The sequence below is a fragment of the Marinomonas sp. ef1 genome, from assembly GCF_002806845.1.
Lineage (GTDB): Bacteria > Pseudomonadota > Gammaproteobacteria > Pseudomonadales > Marinomonadaceae > Marinomonas > Marinomonas polaris.
Map to the genome: position 1 here is coordinate 14888 of NZ_NHTT01000010.1, position 17837 is coordinate 32724.

Consider the following 17837-nt stretch of genomic DNA (forward strand, 5'->3'; position numbering starts at 1 on the left):
TTAGACTCGGCACCTTACTCTTAAATAAAAAAACAATCTCAAATCAAAACGTCATATCTGTAACTAAGAAGCCATGAAGCGAGCAATCCTCGCTAGCGCTTCTTGCAATCTAGCCTCATCACAAGTGTATGCAAAGCGCACGTATTTATGAGCGTCTTTGATACCAAAGTCAGCCCCTGGCGTGAGTGCCACTTTTTCCTGCTCAAGTAGTGCTAAACACCAAGCCATAGCATCCTGCGTCACGCTCGACACATCAACATAGATATAAAAAGCCCCATGCGCTGGCGCAACTACTGGCAAACCTATCGCCTCTAAGCCTTCCAGCAAAACCAATCGGCGAGCATTCAATGTTTGTCGACGTACTTCGCACACAGCTAACACATCTGGAGAAAACGCTCGCACTGCTGCATATTGAGAGACACTTGGCGCGGCAATAAATAAGTTTTGCGCCAGTTTTGTCGCGCCTTCAATTGCCCATTCAGGCACAACTAACCAGCCCAATCGCCAGCCAGTCATAGCAAAATACTTCGAGAAGCTATTAATCACAAAGATATCGTCAGCAATAGACAATGCAGAAAAATCCTCTCCCTCATAAACTAAACCTTGATAGATTTCATCTACCAATAAATGGCCACCAAGCGCACTAACCTTTTCCCAAGCTTCCGATATATAAGACTTACTGAGTACCGCGCCGGTCGGATTAGAGGGAGAAGCAAGCCAAAGCCCAGTCGTATTTTCGCCCCAATGATCAGCTAAAGTGCTCAAATCCATTTCAAAACCCTCTTCAGGTTTTGTTTCGATCAACTTTGCTTTTGCGCCAGCCTGAATCAAAAAATGTCGATTACATGGATAGCATGGATCAGGCATCACCACTTCTTCACCGGAGTCCACCATCAACGACGCCATTAGTAGCAAAGCCCCTGAGGCTCCGGGTGTAACAATAATTCTCTCTGGCGAGACAGTAACCTGATAGCGACTAAGGTAATAATCACTAATAGCGCGCTTAAGTTCAGGCAAACCAGTTGCCGAGGTGTAACCTGTTTTACCTTGCTGAATCGCTTCCACACCAGCGTTAGCAACAGCTTCCACAGCAACAAAATCTGGCTCACCAACTTCAAGGTGAATAACATCTTCACCTTGAAGTTGTAGCTGTTTGGCCCGAGCCAATACTTCCATCACCTGAAACGGCGAAATTTGCCCAACTCTTGTTGCTAACTTATGCTTTTCCATCCCGTTTTCTCTACCTTTATCGACCTGTTTCAAAAATATCGCGACATTTTGCGCAAAAAATGTGGTTAACGAACACATTATCTGGTAAGTTTCCGCCCGAAAATAAATCACCTAATTTTATTGGTTACAGGCTACCACAATGGAAACCTGCGAAGTGAGGCAATGCGTATGCCAAATATGAACCCTGAGTCATTAATGAAAGACTTCACTCCTTATGTTGCTAAGGATGGCGAAGAATACATGAACGAGAACCAGTTGGCGCACTTTAAAAGCATCCTACTCAACTGGAAGCAAAATCTTATGGAAGAAGTTGATCGTACTGTTCATCATCTTAAAGAAGAAGCTGTGAACTATGCCGATCCAAACGACCGTGCTAGCCAAGAGGAAGAGTTTAGCCTAGAACTTCGCGCTCGAGATCGCGAACGTAAATTGGTTAAAAAAATCTCTCAAACTATCGAGCTTATCGATGCTGACGATTATGGCTTTTGCGAAGAATGTGGCATCGAAATCGGCATTCGCCGCCTAGAAGCTCGCCCGACAGCAACAATGTGTATTGACTGCAAAACACTAGCTGAAATCAAAGAGAGACAAATCGGCGGCTAACACTGTGTATTTAAGAACAGTGCTTAAAAACAGTGCTTAAAAACAGTGTCTAACCACGACAGCGCCGTTTCGAATATCTATCGTGGCCGTTTTGCACCTTCGCCAACCGGCCCACTCCATTTTGGCTCGCTAGTCAGCGCATTAGCGAGCTATTTGGATGCAAAAAAACAGCAAGGCAGCTGGATTATTCGCATTGAAGATGTGGATGGCACACGCTGCAAGCCTAGTTTTTCCGAGCAAATCACCGAGACACTCAACAGTTATCAGCTTTTTTCCGACGAACCAATTCGAATTCAAAGTCAGTACATTCATATTTACGAACAACTACTGTCTGAATTAAAAAAGCAACAGATCATATTTCCATGTAATTGCACACGCCAGTCTCTCGCTCAATATAATGGTAACCACCCACTTGAATGCCAAAGCTCGACTAGCAAACCTCATTCATGGCGACTAAGAACCAGCACGGCTGTTTATCAATGCCAAGATAGCATTCAAGGCACTTTACTGTTTACGGATGATCTAAAAAACAATTGTCCGATTTTAAAAAGAAAAGACGGCTTTTTTTCTTACCAACTTGCCGTTGTAGTTGACGACCACTTACAAAAAATCAGCCACCTCGTAAGAGGTGCAGACTTAATAGAAACCACAGCACAACAACTTTACCTTTACGATTTATTTGGCTGGACGCCGCCAAAAATTTGCCACATCCCGCTAATTACTAATCATTCCGGCGATAAAATCAGCAAACAAAATCATGCTAAAGCAATTGAAAACAACCATCTTCCAACACTATTACGCGCACTCCACTATCTAAAAATTGATTTAGTGTCGCCCTCTTCCATCACGGAGGCGTTATCGCTAGCCATCGAAGCATGGGACTCAAGCAAATTAAAAGGAATAAAGGACCTACCACTCGAAGAGCAAGACCTGCATTTCATCTAACGCCCCACAGCCATCACCTAAACAAATGCCATTTAGTTCGCCTTGATTCAGATAGAAGTGCTCTCGACCAATAAGCTTGCATGTGTATAATCGTTACACTAGTTACAAGAGGTGACAATTCATGCACAGCATTATGATCATTTGCCCAGACAACTCACCACTCAAAGAATCAGAAAAATGGTTGTCTCGATATGGCTTTCAGGTAAATACCAGCAACACATTAGAGCAAGCCAACCGATACTACGAGCTGTCTGAATTCCATCTATTGCTGATCGACCAAGAAGCCATTAACCACCTTGCCGAAAGTAATATAGAACTCCCTAGCATGCCACATCGCATCGTACTTGATGCAAAAGCCAGTTTGAGCACAGGTGTTAGCAGCATGGCGCAAGGGGCGCTTTATTACCTCCCCCTACCAACTGACTCAGAAACACTACTAAAACACGTAGTAAACGCACTAGAACAAAACAAACAACCAGCGCAGCCATCAAAACAGACAACCCATGTACTTTTCGCCAACACAGCAGAAGAGGCCAAAGAAGAATCAGTTGCACTAGGTTCAGCTGGCAGCGGCATCATCGGTCGATGCCCACCAATGCAAGAACTCTTCAGTGACATGTATAAAATTGCAGGAACCCATGTCACCGTTCTTATCAGAGGGGAGTCAGGGACAGGTAAAGAGCTAGTTGCCAAAGCGTTGCACAACCTAAGCCAACGCCACAACCACCCAATCATCAGTGTAAACTGCGCTGCCATCCCAGAAAACCTAATAGAATCAGAGCTTTTCGGTCATGAAAAAGGCGCCTTTACCGGAGCAAACTCATCTCATGATGGCCTCATTTTCGCCGCCGACAAAGGCACATTATTTTTAGATGAAATCGGTGAATTGCCGCTAGAAGCGCAAGCAAGACTATTGCGAGTCTTACAAGAGGGCGAGATACGCAAAGTAGGCGCAACGCAGTCGACCAAAGTAAATATCCGACTTATTACCGCAACACATAGGAACCTAATAGAGATGGTCAAACAGGGACTTTTCCGGGAGGATTTATACTATCGTCTTTACGTGATGGAACTGCTTCTACCGCCGCTGAGAGACAGAGATGATGACATTTCCATGTTGGCGCAGATCCTTCTTGAGAAAGCTTGCCTGAAACACAACAAGCCAATTTACAAATACAATCAAGCTTTCGACAAAGCCATCCGCGCCCATAACTGGCCTGGAAACGTACGAGAGCTAGAAAATGCTATAGAAAGAGCCGTAATTCTTAGCCCTCTTGAAAGAGTCGAAGCAGCCAACCTAAAACTAGCTGACCAGCAGAAGCAATCAAGCACCACAAACATTTCGCGATTGACAGAACACGACTTAATGGCCGGCACAACGCTAGATGACTACTTCAAACATTTTGTTCTTACGCACCAACACAAGATGACCGAGACACAGCTTGCACATTCTTTGGGCATATCAAGAAAAAGCTTGTGGGAAAGAAGACAGAAACTGGCAATACCCAAAAAAGTAACAAACTAAAAGTAACACTTGCTACCAAAATACCCAAAAAATAAACACGAAATTGTAAGGAAAGTGTACAAAAATATATCAAAACCCAACAAAATCAGCACTTTATTGTTTTTGGCACAACAAATGCCTTATATATGACACAACGATAAGAAGATTGACCAAGAATAAAAATAAGTTAATCGTCGTATGTAGGTTCTTAAAAATAATAATAAAATCTAGGAACACTGTAGCCTCTTCAAATAAAAATAAAAACTTGAGGCTATGGATGGAAAATCGCTTTGGATAATTGATCTTTTTAGATATACAAGCCTTCGGGCAATGAAAACAATGCAATAATAAAAATAAAACCTGAGTAGAACTGCAGAAGCAGCACCCACTTTGTTTTCGGAACTAGTATCTTCATGTATCCAAAGCGATTATTTTATTTACTGATTAGTAAATATTCAATCGCTTCAGTTATCTCTTCTATATCGACATACCCATTTTGCTCAAACAATACCATTATCCGTGTAACTTTAGTTCATCACGTGTAGAATGCCCTTTTCGTTAACTTTAAAATTTGTTGTCTAATGCTTACAGGATTAAAATCTCTGGTACGTAAAGCTACCTCACTGTTTGCCTCTCCAAAGGCACAGACTTACCCTATTATCATCCCTCGCAGCGATCATAGCTTATCTCGACAGAATTTAAGCCCAAATGCCGTAAAAGTATTGTATCGCCTAAATAAAGCGGGTTTCGACGCCTTTCTTGTTGGTGGCTGTGTTCGAGATCATCTTATTGGCATTGAGCCAAAAGATTTTGACGTTGTTACTAATGCCACTCCCGAAGAAGTTCACACCATTTTCTCAAACTCAAGACTCATTGGCCGCCGCTTCAAATTGGTCCATGTAACGTTTGGGCGCGAAATCATCGAAGTCTCAACATTCAGAGCAAATTCAGCTCAAGACGACAATGACGATGACGATACACAAAACACTTCTTTAAAAGGCAAAGACTCGGCACGATCCGCTCACGGTATCGTATTGCGTGATAATGTCTACGGCAATATTGAAGAAGATGCAGAACGCCGCGACTTCACATTTAATGCCTTATATTACAATGTGCAGGACTTCAGTATTCACGATTACTGTGGTGGCTTAAAAGACATTGAACACAAACAGATTCGCATTATTGGTGACGCTCGTCAGCGTTATCAAGAAGACCCAGTTCGTATGCTGCGCGCAATTCGTTTTGCTGGAAAACTAGGATTTGAACTAGAAGCTGAAACCGCAGCCCCTATTAAAGAAATGGCACATCTGCTGGATCACATTCCACCAGCGCGCCTATTTGAAGAAGTATTAAAACTTCTTGGTAGCGGCAATGGTATTGAAACATTCCACTTGCTGCGCCACTACGGCTTGTTCCGTTATTTATTTCCAGACACTGACGCATTACTGCAAAGCGGCTGGAAACGTAATGACATCGACCCAGAAGCTTTTATCCTTCAAGGTCTAAAAAACACCGACGATCGCATCCAAAGCGGTAAAACCACAGCGCCTTATTTCTTATACGCCGTATTACTGTGGCCAAGTGTGGCTCTTCGTCATGAAGAATTCCAAGCGCAAGGCATGCCTGCAACGCCCGCATTGCACCAAGCTGCCAATATGGTATTAGACAACCAAGTCGCATCAACCGCTATCCCACGCAGATTCTCAACTCCAATGCGTGAAATCTGGGACATGCAGTACCGACTACCAAAACGCTATGGCAAACGTGCTTTCTTATTGCTTGAACATCCTCGCTTCCGTGCCGGTTTCGACTTCTTACTTATTCGTGAATTAAGTGGTGCAAACCTAGATGGACTAGGCGATTGGTGGGAAAAATTCCAGCATGGAACAGAAAGCCAGCAAAGAGAGCTCATCAAAAGCATAGACTTATTTACTAAAGACAACGAAGGCCCGAAGAAACGCCGCCCTCGTCGTCGTAGAAAGAGTAATGGCAACGCGACAAGCACAGCTCCACAAAGTGAAACTTTTGACGAGTAAGAGGATGCGTCTTGATACACGCTTATATTGGCCTCGGCAGTAATCTTGAAAATCCAGTGGCGCAACTTGATCGCGCCATTGACGCCCTAAAGAAACACGACGATTTAAAAAATCTTCGTGTTTCTTCTATTTATGGCAGCAAACCCGTTGGCCCACAGGATCAACCGGACTATATTAATGCCGTTGCGACATTCGAAACTAATCTCCCCCCTATCATCCTACTTGATTTATTACAAAGTATAGAACAGTCACAACGTCGAGTAAGAGAACGCCATTGGGGACCGCGCACCCTAGACTTAGATCTGTTATTGTACGGACAAGAAACAATACTGTTACCAAGGCTAACCGTGCCACATCCCTTCATGCTAGAACGAGGGTTTGTCATAAAGCCGCTTAGCGACCTAGCGCCTGATATGCTCTTAGCGAATGGAAAAACCGTTACCGAGCAATTACAGCAACTTGATACCAACGATTTGGTCTTTATCAAAGAAGAATAAATTATGTATTCAGATAACTCTCAAAGAAAACTCACCAAACCAGTTACTTTATCCACGCTTAAAAAAATGAAAGCAGATAAAGAAAAAATTACCTGCCTAACAAGCTATGACGCATCATTTACCAACGTCATGAATGTCGCGGGGGTTGAAACTATCTTGGTTGGGGATTCTCTAGGCATGGTCATACAAGGCCAAGACAGTACATTACCCGTTACCATCGAAGACATGTGCTACCACACCGCGGCAGTAAAACGAGGCAACACCAACGCTTTCATCCTCGCGGATATGTCTTTTATGAGTTACAGCAAGCCAGAACAAGCGCTTGATAACGCAGCAAAGCTAATGCAAGCTGGTGCCAACATGGTCAAACTTGAAGGCGGCAGCTGGTTAGCAGATACCGTGAAACTGCTCAGCCAACGCGGTATTCCTGTTTGTGCACACTTAGGTCTGACACCACAGTCCGTACATAAATTCGGCGGCTACAAAGTACAAGGCAAAAGCCAAGACGCCGCTGACTTATTACTACAAGAATCTTTAGACCTTGTTGCTGCGGGAGCCGATATTCTTCTGTACGAATGCATCCCAACAGAACTCGGCAAAACACTGACAGAAGCCGTTTCTGTGCCGACAATCGGCATTGGTGCTGGACACCATACCGATGGCCAAGTCCTGGTCATGCACGACATGCTCGGCATCAACCTCGGCCATACACCAAAATTTGTTAAAAATTTTTTAACTGACGGTCGTAATGTAACCCAAGCCTTTGAAGCCTACGTACAAGAAGTTAAAGACGTCACATTTCCAGGACCAGAGCACGGATTCAAATCATGAAAACATTCCATACCGTGGCTGAGCTTCGTACCGCACTTAAAATAGAACGCTTGAAAGACAAAAGCATTGTGTTTGTCCCAACCATGGGCAACCTGCATGACGGCCATATGTCACTGATTCGCAAAGCGAAAGAAGAAGGTGAAATCATTGTATCTTCTATCTTCGTTAACCCAATGCAGTTTTCGGATCAAAGCGATTTAGAACGCTACCCAAAAACCTTGGAAGAAGATAAACGCGTTCTTGAAGCCAACGGCTGCAATTACCTGTTTGCACCAGATGCACTAGAAATGTACCCAGACGGCAAACGCAGTCAAACACAAATCGAAGTGGTCGGCATTTCCGACATTCTTTGTGGTGCTTCTCGCCCAGGGCATTTTGTTGGCGTTTCCACAGTTGTGACAAAATTATTTAATATTGTTCAGCCAGACTGCGCCATATTTGGTAATAAAGATTTTCAACAGCTTAAAGTCATTCAAGACATGGTACGTGACCTAAGCTCTAACGTACGTATCATAGGTGTTGACACAGCTCGTAACGAAGATGGCCTTGCCATGAGTTCGCGTAATGGCTACTTAACAGAAGAAGAAAGACGCATCGCCCCAACAATTTATCAAACCTTGTTATGGGCAAAAGAAGCGCTAATTGAAAACCGTGCGAGTCACGAGGACATTTGCGAACAAGCTCAGCAGAAGCTTGAAGCAGCTGGTTTCCGTCGTGATTATTTCGAAATCCGCGCACAAGAAAATTTACAAACACCATCAGAAGAAGAGAAGCGCCTCGTCATATTGACGGCGGCATATCTAGGTAAAGCACGCTTAATTGATAACTTGCGTGTAGAGCTATAACTTTGATTTCTAGGGAGATTGTAATGGGCTCACCCACAGAATTGACAGCTTGGCAGAAATTAACAGAGCACAAACAAGAAATGGCATCTGTTAACATGAAGTCCTTGTTTGCAGCAGATCCAAAACGTGCCGAAAAATACACCACACAAGCGGCTGGCTGGACATTGGATTACGCAAAAAACCGCGCCGATGAAAAAACTCTTGGACTACTAACAGACTTAGTAAAAGAAGCGGGCTTAGAAAAAGCAATTAAAGGCATGTTCAGCGGTGCGCACATCAACAACACCGAAGATCGCTCTGTATTGCACATCGCCCTACGTGCTAGCCAAGCGCAAGACTCACTAATGGTCGACGGCGTTAACGTACTAGAAGAAGTTCGCAGCACTCTTAAGCAAATGGAAAAATTTGTTGCACAGCTACACAGCGGTGAATGGAAAGGCTACACAGGCAAACGCATTACCGATGTCATTTCTATCGGTATCGGCGGCTCTTACCTTGGCCCTAAAGTTGTCGCTGAAGCCTTAACGCCATACGAAAAAGACGGCATTAAAGTACATTTTGTGGCGAACATCGATGGCTCAGACATCACTGGCAAACTGAAGCTAGTGAACCCTGAAACCACCATTTTTGTTATCTCGTCTAAAACCTTCGGTACCTTAGAAACCTTATCTAACGCTAACGCGGCGCGCGATTGGTTCCTAAGCAATGGCGGCTCACAAAGTGACGTTAGCAAGCACTTTGCTGCTGTTAGCTCCAACGTGAAAAAAGCTGTGGACTTCGGCATGGCGGAAGAAAACATCTTCCCTATGTGGGACTGGGTTGGCGGACGTTACTCTCTTTGGTCGGCAATTGGCTTGCCAGTTGCTATTGCCGTTGGCATGGACAACTTCTACGAATTGCTAGACGGTGCTCACCAAATGGACGAGCACTTCCGCACAGCACCGTTTGAAGAGAACCTACCGGTTATCATGGCCGCACTTGGCGTGTGGTACATCAACTTCCACAACGCACAAACTCACGCCTTAATTCCTTACGATCATTACCTACGCGCCATGCCTGCTCACATCCAGCAGCTAGACATGGAAAGTAACGGTAAATCGACGCTATTGAATGGCGATGGTGTAGAAACAGACACAGGCCCAATCATCTGGGGTGGCGCTGGCACCAACGGCCAACACGCTTACCACCAGTTATTGCATCAAGGCACACGTCTTGTGCCTGTGGACTTTATCGTCCCATTGGCGTCTCACAACCCAATTGGCGAACATCACGCACAATTGTTTGCTAACTGCTTAAGTCAGTCACAAGCTTTGATGGTTGGTAAAACACTTGAACAAGCGCAGCAAGAACTTCGTGATTCAGGTGCGACAGACGAGCAGATAGCCACTATCGCGCCACACAAAGTGATTCCTGGCAACCGCCCAAGCAATACTCTACTAACGGATAAAATGACACCAGCGACCATTGGTGCCTTGATCGCCCTCTACGAGCACCGTACTTTTGTACAAGGCACGATTTGGGGCATCAACTCATTCGACCAATGGGGCGTAGAGCTAGGCAAAGTATTGGGAACAGACATCTACAACCGCCTTGTTAGCGACAGCGACAACAGCGCACTAGATGCTTCTACTCAAGCACTGATCAAAGCGTTCAAGAAAGCTCAGGCTTAACCGCTAAACTTTCTGCAGTTGAACTAAAAACACCAGCCTCGGCTGGTGTTTTTGTTTTCTTAGTACCAATAAACAAATCGTAGGGCATCATAAGCGACAGCGTAATGTGCCGAAGAAAGCGAAGCTTTCATGTAAGTCGCGGTTTCAGCCCGACACAGAATTTGGCTCATGACACCAAATCGTAGGGCATCATAAGCGCAGCGTAATGTGCCGAAGAAAGCGAAGCTTTCATGCAAGTCGTGGCTTCAGGCCGACAACCTCTCTACATGACACCATCATCAGCCCGACACAGACTTTGGCACATGACACCAAGCCAAGCGGCGTTTCTCTTCACTTTTCAATTCTAGGTAAGGCCGCCTACCTCATCAAAACATCACTTGGCTTTCTTATGTCTCTAACTCATCTATAGAGTCAAGCAGTGCTTTAGCATTAGCTCGTGAACTCAGCAAATAGGTCGTTTCTTGCATAGACTGATAATCCGCCAATGACATCATCACAACCGACTTACCACTTTTATGCGTAACAATAACTGGCGCGTGATCATCACAAACCTTCTTCATTATTTTCGCTAAATTGGCTTGCGCTGCTTCACAATCCATCGTATCCATACTCAACACCTACTATTAATCAAACCCAATCGAATGTAGTCAAACACCAAAAACAAATCAACAACCGCCTGAGAAACGGGCATTATTGTAGGTCGCGGCGGCTTCGACCCGACAGGAACTCACATAACACCGAGCCAAGCGGCGTTTCTCTTCGAAACTACCGCCTACCTCATCGAAACGTCGCTTGGCTTTTTCTTATCTGGTCATTGAAAAATGATTAATAGAATAAGCCTTATCCTGGAAAATCCAATACAATATCTACAAAAAGATTAAACTTAAGCCCCTGAGGTTGCATGCTATTGATGAAACACTATATTTATGGTCGTCACATCGAACGACATAAATAACACTCAAAAATTGATACCACAATAACAATAGATTCAGATGACGCCAATAATACTGAGTGAAAAGTCTCAACCTGCACATAAATTCAGATGAAATTTTATTAAAAATAGAAATATCAAATAAGTTATTAAAGTGTAAGAAATAATATACAAGGATGATCATGACAACAAAGCTAGTCAAAAATAAATTTGCCAGAAAAATATCTTCTAGACTAAGGCTTCAGCTCAAACGAAAGCATATAGACAAAAAAAGTGCACCAAACAGAAAAAGCCCATGGTCTACAGGCCTGCGCCACGCGAAATCACGAATCATAAAAGTAACAGCTCCTAGAAGAATAAACATATACAATGATAAAGATGCAGTTAAAACCATTCACTTTATTAATGAACTAAAATCTTCTGTAAAAGAAGCCTCTAAGAACCCAGATACAACCAAAGTCATGGTCTGTTTTGAGCAATCATATGGCACCGAAGCAGCTGCTGCAGTTTACTTATACGCTCAACTCAGTAGACTGACAATGCGCTACCCAAATGTAAAGTTCAGCATCCAACGCCCCAAACACACCAGCAAACCTGAGAAAATAAAATCAACATTAGATGAAGTGCTAAACAGATTAGGAATATATAAGCTATTAGGACTCAGCCTTGGCAGACTAAAAGAAGGTCCAAGCGTAAAATGCTGGAACATATTCAGCAGCGACAAGGTTGACATGGAAGGTGTCATGGAAATTCTCGACTATACTCTAGAAAATCATGACAAAATAGAAGACAAAGTATATCGAGGCTTGAGTGAAGCCATCAGTAACGCTGCTGATCACGCATACTCGTCAAACATAAAAAGCGATGCAGACCTATCACTACAAAAATATTGGTTTTTATCTGCTGTTTATGACAATGAGCTGTATGTTATTGTCTGTGATCTTGGACATGGGATCCCCTATACACTCGGACACACGCAAACGACAAAAAACAAAAACATATTAAATAAGCTTTTTGATATAATAAGTCGTGAAGATAGTACAAATAAGCATAAAAATGTGTCAAAAAAGAATCATGCCAATATGATCCATGCAGCAACACTAGTCAAAGAGACACGAACAAAGCTAGACTATAGAGGTAAAGGTGGGGCAGATCTAAGGCGCATCGTAAATGATAACGAAGGTGCAGAAATGACGATAATTTCAAGGAAAGGTCGTTACAGCTATGGAATTAAATCCAAAAAGGCATCATCTAAGAAAGAAAGAAGGCATGCAATAGACGGAACAGTAGTTGGTTGGTCAATACCTCTAACTGGAGAGAAACAATGATGATCGAAATAAAAGTAACTCAGTATACTAGGTTCCCAGGCCCTCGCTATAAGAAATTAGGTAAGGGTAGCGGAGAAGAGTTCAGAGATGAATTTTTATGGCCTAGCTTAGAAAAAGACAAACAACTTATCGTCGATCTAGACGGTGCTGTGGGTTATGGATCTTCTTTTTTAGAAGAGGCGTTTGGTGGACTAATCAGAGAACATAATTTACGAGCAGATGATGTAAGCTTCCTAATGGGGCACATAAAGTCTGAAAACGACCCAACTCTAGTTGATGAGATAAGAGGATATATGCAGGATGCATTGAATGCCAAATGAGCCTCTTGGGAACTTCTTCACCATAGCAATAGTGGCGCCATACGCTATACCATTAATAGGGTTTCTAGTTATACCCTATTTGACCCATAGCTATGCATCATTACGCGAGCGACAAAGCAGACTTCACTCGATAATAAATGAGTTGCAGAATACCTTTGATGAAATAAATCAAATATTTTTTGAAAGTGTTTTAGCAAACAAAACAACCCCTGAAGAACAAATTGCTGATGCAGTAAGAGAACAGCAAATAATAATACATCTAGAAAAAATAAATGTTATTTGCAAACGCGCGTCTAAGTTTTTAAAAAATGTAAAACCAACATTTCATCAAAAAGAAGCATCTATCATTAGAAGAATTGCAACAAATGACCAGAGAAGAAAATCAGAGTTTTTGACAGAGTCTAGCCGTCAGATATCTGCTTCTCAAAACGACATAATTGAAGCCCTTAGCGAGGCCCATGTTATTAGTTTTTTTAATATATTTAAGTAATAATTTAAGCTAATTCAATAGATTATTTATACCACCAAAACTTTACACCTTCAAAGACAATAAGACCAGATACCCACTTCTAGCTAATACAAGTATTCTTTTTCAACCAACTCATAGTTTGCAATAACTTTAGAGTAGTCAAAGCTATTTTGAGCCGAATAAACCCATTATTCGGCTCAAGGATTTTATTTAGTCGCCGGCGGAAATTATCAAGATACAAATACCATCTTTTCAGTGCTATTCTTTCACTTAATCGAGGAGGACATAAAATGACTCATGTAAACAGAAGCATTGTTGAAGATGCATTGTCACTCTCAATGAACGAACGTGTAGAACTTGCCGAAAAGCTACTTGAAAGCTTAGATACACCGAATGCTGAGCTAAATGCTATTTGGGGGCAGGAGTCAGATGCTCGCATTGAAGCATATGAAAAAAAGCAGCTAACCTCTAAGCCCTTGTCTGAAGTGCTAAGAAAATATAAATGAATGTAGAATTTTTAGACATAGCCGAAAGGGAACTCGATGATGCCTTCAAATACTATGACGGCATTTATAAAGGCCTAGGGTTAAGGTTCATTGCTGAGCTAGAGTCGTCGATAGAACGAATACAAAAACCACCAGAGCAATAAATTCACGGTCAGTATTAGTAACAAGACAAATTCAAGAAGGAGCGTAGAGAATTAAAATGGTCGATTTCACCAATGGTAAATGGATTTTTGAGCCAAAATTTAGTGAAGTGAACACAGACTCAGTCTCTATAACAACTGAGCCAAACACAGATCTCTGGCAACGCAGTTACTATGGCTTTCGTAATGACAATGCTCCCGCATTACAGATCGAGTCTGAAGAAAATTTCACCTTTACCGCCAAAGCCAATTTCACTTACCACACTCAATTTGATCAATGTGGTCTTATTATCTACCTCGATAGTGAGAATTGGTTCAAAGCTTCCATTGAATACGAAAACGAAGCATTTTCAAGACTAGGAAGTGTCGTAACGAATTCTGGCTACTCAGACTGGGCCACCTCAGATATTCCCTTACCAAAAGAAATCTGGTATCGCTTAAGCCGTCGAGGAGCTGATTTCCTGATTGAGTCATCATTTGATGGTATCGTTTTCAATCAAATGCGCGTATTTCATTTGCACCAGCTTGGTGAAACGACTGTCGAGATGGGCAAATGCAACCCGCCACAACCCGCAGAGAAATCGGTGAAATTCGGTGTGTATGCGTGCAGCCCTCAGAATTCATCTTTTACCGCTACGTTCACCGATATGAGTTTAGAGCCTTGTAAGTGGCTAGCTCACTCCGCCTAAACAACGTCAAAGATAAAGCTTAGAGAATCAGGATGTTGCCAACTGTCTTTCATCACGTGAGCCGATATTCGGCTCACGTTTGTATAGGCGCTTTGCAACCTGTCGGGCTAAAGCCACGACCTACCGGAGAGTATTGTCACAATTTCAAAAGTCCCTAAGAAACCGCCTTAACCAACCACGCTTTCATCTCTTCTAAGTCGTTTTTATGATCTGGAAAATTCTCAATAACCGAGTCGATACATGCCGCAATGGCGTCTGGTCGGTAAGTCACGCCGACGAGTTTTTCTGCAAGCAGCTCAATTGGATCTGGGAATAGGCTGTCGGTGAAAGTTTGCGCGGCGGTAATTTGCGCGTTGCTCAGGTCTAGATGAATCTCTACGCCGCCCCATTTGAAGCGTTCGTCTAACGTGTGGGTAAATTGCGGTGATTTGCCAAAGTTCCAATCCCAGCTTTGTTGCTGGGCGAATTTTTCAACAAAGCCGGGCAAGTCAGGCAAGGTTTCAGGGGAAATTTCCTCTATGACAGGTACTTCGCCAAAGTATTCACAAAACGCTTCAACAATGGCGTCACATACAAGCTGGTGATCAATAGTCTGATACAAGCTATTTAGATTGCTGACTCGTGAACGTACGGAGGTGATGCCTTTAGACTGGAGCTTTTTCAGATCTGGGTTTAGGTAATTGGCTAAGCGACTTAAATCCGCATGTAACAATAAAGTACCATGATGAAAGCCACGATCTTTGGTTTCTTTGTAGGCGGAGCCTGAGAATTTACGCATCTCTTCACCTTCGCCCACCACTAAGTCATTTCGGCCATTGGCGTAACCTTCAATACCTAGCTTCTTCAAGCCTTGCAAAACAATATCGGTGGAGACTTCTTTGTTGTACTCAGGCTTGCCCGCCATGAAGGTGAAGTTAGTATTGCCCAAATCATGAAAGACCGCTCCGCCACCACTTTGGCGACGAGCAAGGTGAATTTTATCTTGCTCCATCTTGTTGATATTGCATTCTTTCCAAGGATTCTGAGAGCGGCCAATCACCACGGTGTCCGCATTACACCATAGGAACAACACTCGCTGATCTGCTGGCATGGAGCGAAAAATACAATCTTCCACCGCGAGGTTGAAGTGAGGATCATTGGAATGGGATAGTAGAATTCGGCTAGCCATGGCACTTTCTCGTTTAAGTAACTGTAAATCAGTGCACCCGATGTTAATAACATCTGTTCTTACTTACAACGACTTCGTTAGCAACAAAGACAACAGAACTAAGGATGAAGAGTTATTCTTTGAATAAATACCCGATAAAAAAAGGTAAATAATAAAAAGGGGAATCACTGTGAGTGATTCCCCTTTTTAAATTAACGCTTTTAAATAAGTGTTTAAAAATGAGTACTTTTAAAGTCTAAATTTAGCGACTTCTTGGTTTATTTGTCGTCCCAAGTCATGCAGTTTTTTAGCTTGTTCGGCGGCAAGTTTACTTGCTTCCGACATCTCATCACCAACACCTCGAATGGTTTCAGTATTGCGGCTAATTTCGAGTGTAACGGAAGATTGTTCTTCAGCAGCAGTCGCTATTTGTGCTGCCATATCATTGATTTGATTAATGGACTCAAGAATCTGACCTAAACTTAAGTTTGCTTCCTCTGCATCAGAAACGCTCTGGTTAGCCATCTCCTTACCTTTATCAGTTGCTTTAACAGCGCTTTCTGCAGCAGCTTGCAAAGACTCTATCATGCCTTGAATTTCTTGAGTTGAGCTATGAGTACGTTGCGACAAAACCCTTACCTCATCAGCTACCACAGCAAAACCACGACCTTGTTCACCTGCCCGAGCAGCCTCAATCGCTGCGTTTAGTGCAAGTAGATTGGTTTGCTCAGATATGCCGCTAATGGTTGATAGAATAGAGTTGATACTCTGTACATGCTTATTTAAATCGCTAATTATTTGGCTTGCTCGACCTACTTCTTCGGCTAAGGTTTCTGTCGAACGCTGACTTTTCTCAACTTCTTTGCGACCTTTTTCACTTACGGTGACACAGCTTCTTGCCGAATAAGCAGTTTGCTCTGCATTAGACGATATTTCTTGGGTAGCTGCCGCCATCTCAGTCACGGCAGTCGCTACCATGTGAATTTCACTTTGATGGCGCTGCAACCTATCGTTTTGCTGATCTGAAACTTTCGATACACCACTTGCTTCAGACAACAAGTCCTTAGACGTATCACTCAACCGGCTAATGATGCCATGCAGTTGTCCGACAAACCGATTGAAACTCGTTGCCAATTGACCAATCTCATCGCCACTTTTAACCTCTAAACGAATCGTTAAATCACCATTACCATTAGCAATTTCATCTAAGTTTTTAGTAATAGCACTGAGATTTTTCAACATCATTTTCAATAACAAAGACATGATAATCAAAATAACAGCCAAGATAATAAAGCTGATGATAACTTGGCTTATAAGCTGACTGCGTACTGGAGCAAATAATGTCTCTTTATCCATTACTAAAATAAGAGACCAATTTGAATTAGGGATAGCTGTCACATAAATAAGACGGTCACGGCCGTCTAATGACATATCTTGAAGCGTACGTTTAGCAACAATTTTTTCTAAAAGAGTACCTGCAAAATTTTCATTTAGTTCTGAGGCTTTTTTACTTTGTAGTTTTGAATCCGGATGCGCAACTATTTGGTCACTTTTATCAACCACTATGGCATAACCGTCACCAGGCACTTTGAGTTTATTAACAAATACCGTGAGTTGTTCCAAGGTAAGGTTGGCGCCAATAGCACCGATAAACTGGCCATCTTTTTTTACTGCTTCGGATAATGTGACAACGTATTCATTGGTACTAGCGGAAACAAATGGCGAAGCCAAGAATCGACCATTAGCCTCTTTTGCACCCTTATACCAACTGCGCACTCTTGGGTCATAATTAGGTGGGTTTAAGTTAGGGTCATTACGGTACATTTCCCCCTTTTCGTTACCATAGTAAGTAATCGAGAAGCCTAAGCCCTCTCTGACTTGATCTAACAATATATAGGGTTGAATGTCGGGGTATTCTGAAATTGTCTTGGCAAGCTTGCTTACCGCATTTTGTCTATCTTTCAGCCAGTTCCCAACGTTATCACTAAATACTTCGGATACTAGATCAACTTCCTCTTCCAGTGCTGACTCAATATTCTTTTGTAATGTAGTAACACTCTGAATAACTAAAGCAACAAAAAATACAAAGAAACAAATAACAGTAATGATAAGAATTTTTTTACGTAATGAGAAATTTTTCATAATA

The 17837-nt window shown here is 42.7% G+C and carries 18 protein-coding genes; 14 read left to right on the top strand and 4 right to left on the bottom strand.

Translation table 11 applies throughout. From position 1 onward, the window contains the following. Positions 1 to 63: 63 nt before the first annotated feature. The gene (locus CCS02_RS14670) at positions 64 to 1230 is read right to left on the bottom strand and encodes an aminotransferase class I/II-fold pyridoxal phosphate-dependent enzyme (RefSeq protein WP_100637052.1); all 1167 of its coding nucleotides are present in this window, start codon (positions 1228 to 1230) and stop codon (positions 64 to 66) included. 168 nt (positions 1231 to 1398) lie between these two features. Here CCS02_RS14670 and dksA point away from each other — a divergent pair, with 168 nt between their 5' ends. The 8 genes from dksA to pgi all read left to right on the top strand — a co-directional run bounded on the left by dksA (position 1399) and on the right by pgi (position 10161). Then, complete coding sequence (gene dksA / locus CCS02_RS14675) at positions 1399 to 1833, top strand: RNA polymerase-binding protein DksA (RefSeq protein WP_012071672.1); 435 nt, start codon at positions 1399 to 1401, stop codon at positions 1831 to 1833. A gap of 45 nt (positions 1834 to 1878) precedes the next feature. Continuing rightward, a complete protein-coding gene (gene gluQRS, locus CCS02_RS14680; RefSeq protein ID WP_100636969.1) occupies positions 1879 to 2778 on the top strand; it encodes a tRNA glutamyl-Q(34) synthetase GluQRS in 900 nt (299 codons plus the stop codon). A gap of 121 nt (positions 2779 to 2899) precedes the next feature. Further along, the gene (locus tag CCS02_RS14685) at positions 2900 to 4303 is read left to right on the top strand and encodes a sigma-54-dependent transcriptional regulator (RefSeq protein ID WP_100636970.1); all 1404 of its coding nucleotides are present in this window, start codon (positions 2900 to 2902) and stop codon (positions 4301 to 4303) included. A 560-nt stretch (positions 4304 to 4863) separates the two neighbouring features. Further along, complete coding sequence (pcnB, locus tag CCS02_RS14690; RefSeq protein WP_100636971.1) at positions 4864 to 6318, top strand: polynucleotide adenylyltransferase PcnB; 1455 nt, start codon at positions 4864 to 4866, stop codon at positions 6316 to 6318. Between the two features lie 14 nt (positions 6319 to 6332). Next, a complete protein-coding gene (gene folK, locus CCS02_RS14695) occupies positions 6333 to 6815 on the top strand; it encodes a 2-amino-4-hydroxy-6-hydroxymethyldihydropteridine diphosphokinase (protein ID WP_198432064.1) in 483 nt (160 codons plus the stop codon). Positions 6816 to 6818: 3 nt separating this feature from the next. Further along, on the top strand, positions 6819 to 7646 hold the full coding sequence (gene panB, locus CCS02_RS14700) for a 3-methyl-2-oxobutanoate hydroxymethyltransferase (protein ID WP_100186779.1): 828 nt from the start codon (positions 6819 to 6821) through the stop codon (positions 7644 to 7646). Beyond that, positions 7643 to 8491 (top strand): pantoate--beta-alanine ligase, encoded by an 849-nt coding sequence (panC, locus tag CCS02_RS14705; protein WP_100186778.1) that lies wholly within the window; start codon positions 7643 to 7645, stop codon positions 8489 to 8491. Before panB ends, panC begins: the two co-directional genes overlap by 4 nt. A gap of 23 nt (positions 8492 to 8514) precedes the next feature. Continuing rightward, a complete protein-coding gene (gene pgi / locus CCS02_RS14710; RefSeq protein WP_100636972.1) occupies positions 8515 to 10161 on the top strand; it encodes a glucose-6-phosphate isomerase in 1647 nt (548 codons plus the stop codon). A 386-nt stretch (positions 10162 to 10547) separates the two neighbouring features. Here the strand turns inward: pgi and CCS02_RS14715 are convergent, their stop codons facing one another. Continuing rightward, positions 10548 to 10769, bottom strand: a complete 222-nt coding sequence (locus CCS02_RS14715; RefSeq protein ID WP_100636973.1) for a type II toxin-antitoxin system Phd/YefM family antitoxin — start codon at positions 10767 to 10769, stop codon at positions 10548 to 10550. Positions 10770 to 11274: 505 nt separating this feature from the next. On the opposite strand from CCS02_RS14715, the gene CCS02_RS14720 reads away from it, so the two are divergent. From CCS02_RS14720 to CCS02_RS14745, 6 genes are all read left to right on the top strand, one after another. Continuing rightward, complete coding sequence (locus tag CCS02_RS14720) at positions 11275 to 12420, top strand: hypothetical protein (RefSeq protein ID WP_100636974.1); 1146 nt, start codon at positions 11275 to 11277, stop codon at positions 12418 to 12420. Next, positions 12417 to 12740 (top strand): STAS-like domain-containing protein, encoded by a 324-nt coding sequence (locus CCS02_RS14725; RefSeq protein ID WP_198515388.1) that lies wholly within the window; start codon positions 12417 to 12419, stop codon positions 12738 to 12740. The genes CCS02_RS14720 and CCS02_RS14725 overlap by 4 nt, the downstream gene beginning before the upstream one ends. After that, on the top strand, positions 12730 to 13230 hold the full coding sequence (locus CCS02_RS14730; RefSeq protein ID WP_100636975.1) for a hypothetical protein: 501 nt from the start codon (positions 12730 to 12732) through the stop codon (positions 13228 to 13230). The genes CCS02_RS14725 and CCS02_RS14730 overlap by 11 nt, the downstream gene beginning before the upstream one ends. A gap of 269 nt (positions 13231 to 13499) precedes the next feature. Next, positions 13500 to 13715: an addiction module protein gene (locus tag CCS02_RS14735; protein ID WP_100636976.1), complete on the top strand. Its 216-nt coding sequence runs from the start codon at positions 13500 to 13502 to the stop codon at positions 13713 to 13715. After that, positions 13712 to 13858 carry a hypothetical protein gene (locus tag CCS02_RS14740; protein ID WP_198515389.1) on the top strand — a complete coding sequence of 49 codons (147 nt, stop codon included), beginning with the start codon at positions 13712 to 13714 and terminating at the stop codon, positions 13856 to 13858. The genes CCS02_RS14735 and CCS02_RS14740 overlap by 4 nt, the downstream gene beginning before the upstream one ends. Positions 13859 to 13914: 56 nt before the next feature. After that, complete coding sequence (locus tag CCS02_RS14745) at positions 13915 to 14544, top strand: DUF1349 domain-containing protein (protein WP_198515390.1); 630 nt, start codon at positions 13915 to 13917, stop codon at positions 14542 to 14544. A gap of 154 nt (positions 14545 to 14698) precedes the next feature. Here the strand turns inward: CCS02_RS14745 and CCS02_RS14750 are convergent, their stop codons facing one another. Together CCS02_RS14750 and CCS02_RS14755 are read right to left on the bottom strand one after the other, a co-directional pair. Further along, a complete protein-coding gene (locus CCS02_RS14750; protein ID WP_100636978.1) occupies positions 14699 to 15712 on the bottom strand; it encodes a lipoate--protein ligase in 1014 nt (337 codons plus the stop codon). A 228-nt stretch (positions 15713 to 15940) separates the two neighbouring features. Further along, complete coding sequence (locus CCS02_RS14755) at positions 15941 to 17833, bottom strand: methyl-accepting chemotaxis protein (RefSeq protein ID WP_100186770.1); 1893 nt, start codon at positions 17831 to 17833, stop codon at positions 15941 to 15943. Positions 17834 to 17837 lie beyond the last annotated feature (4 nt).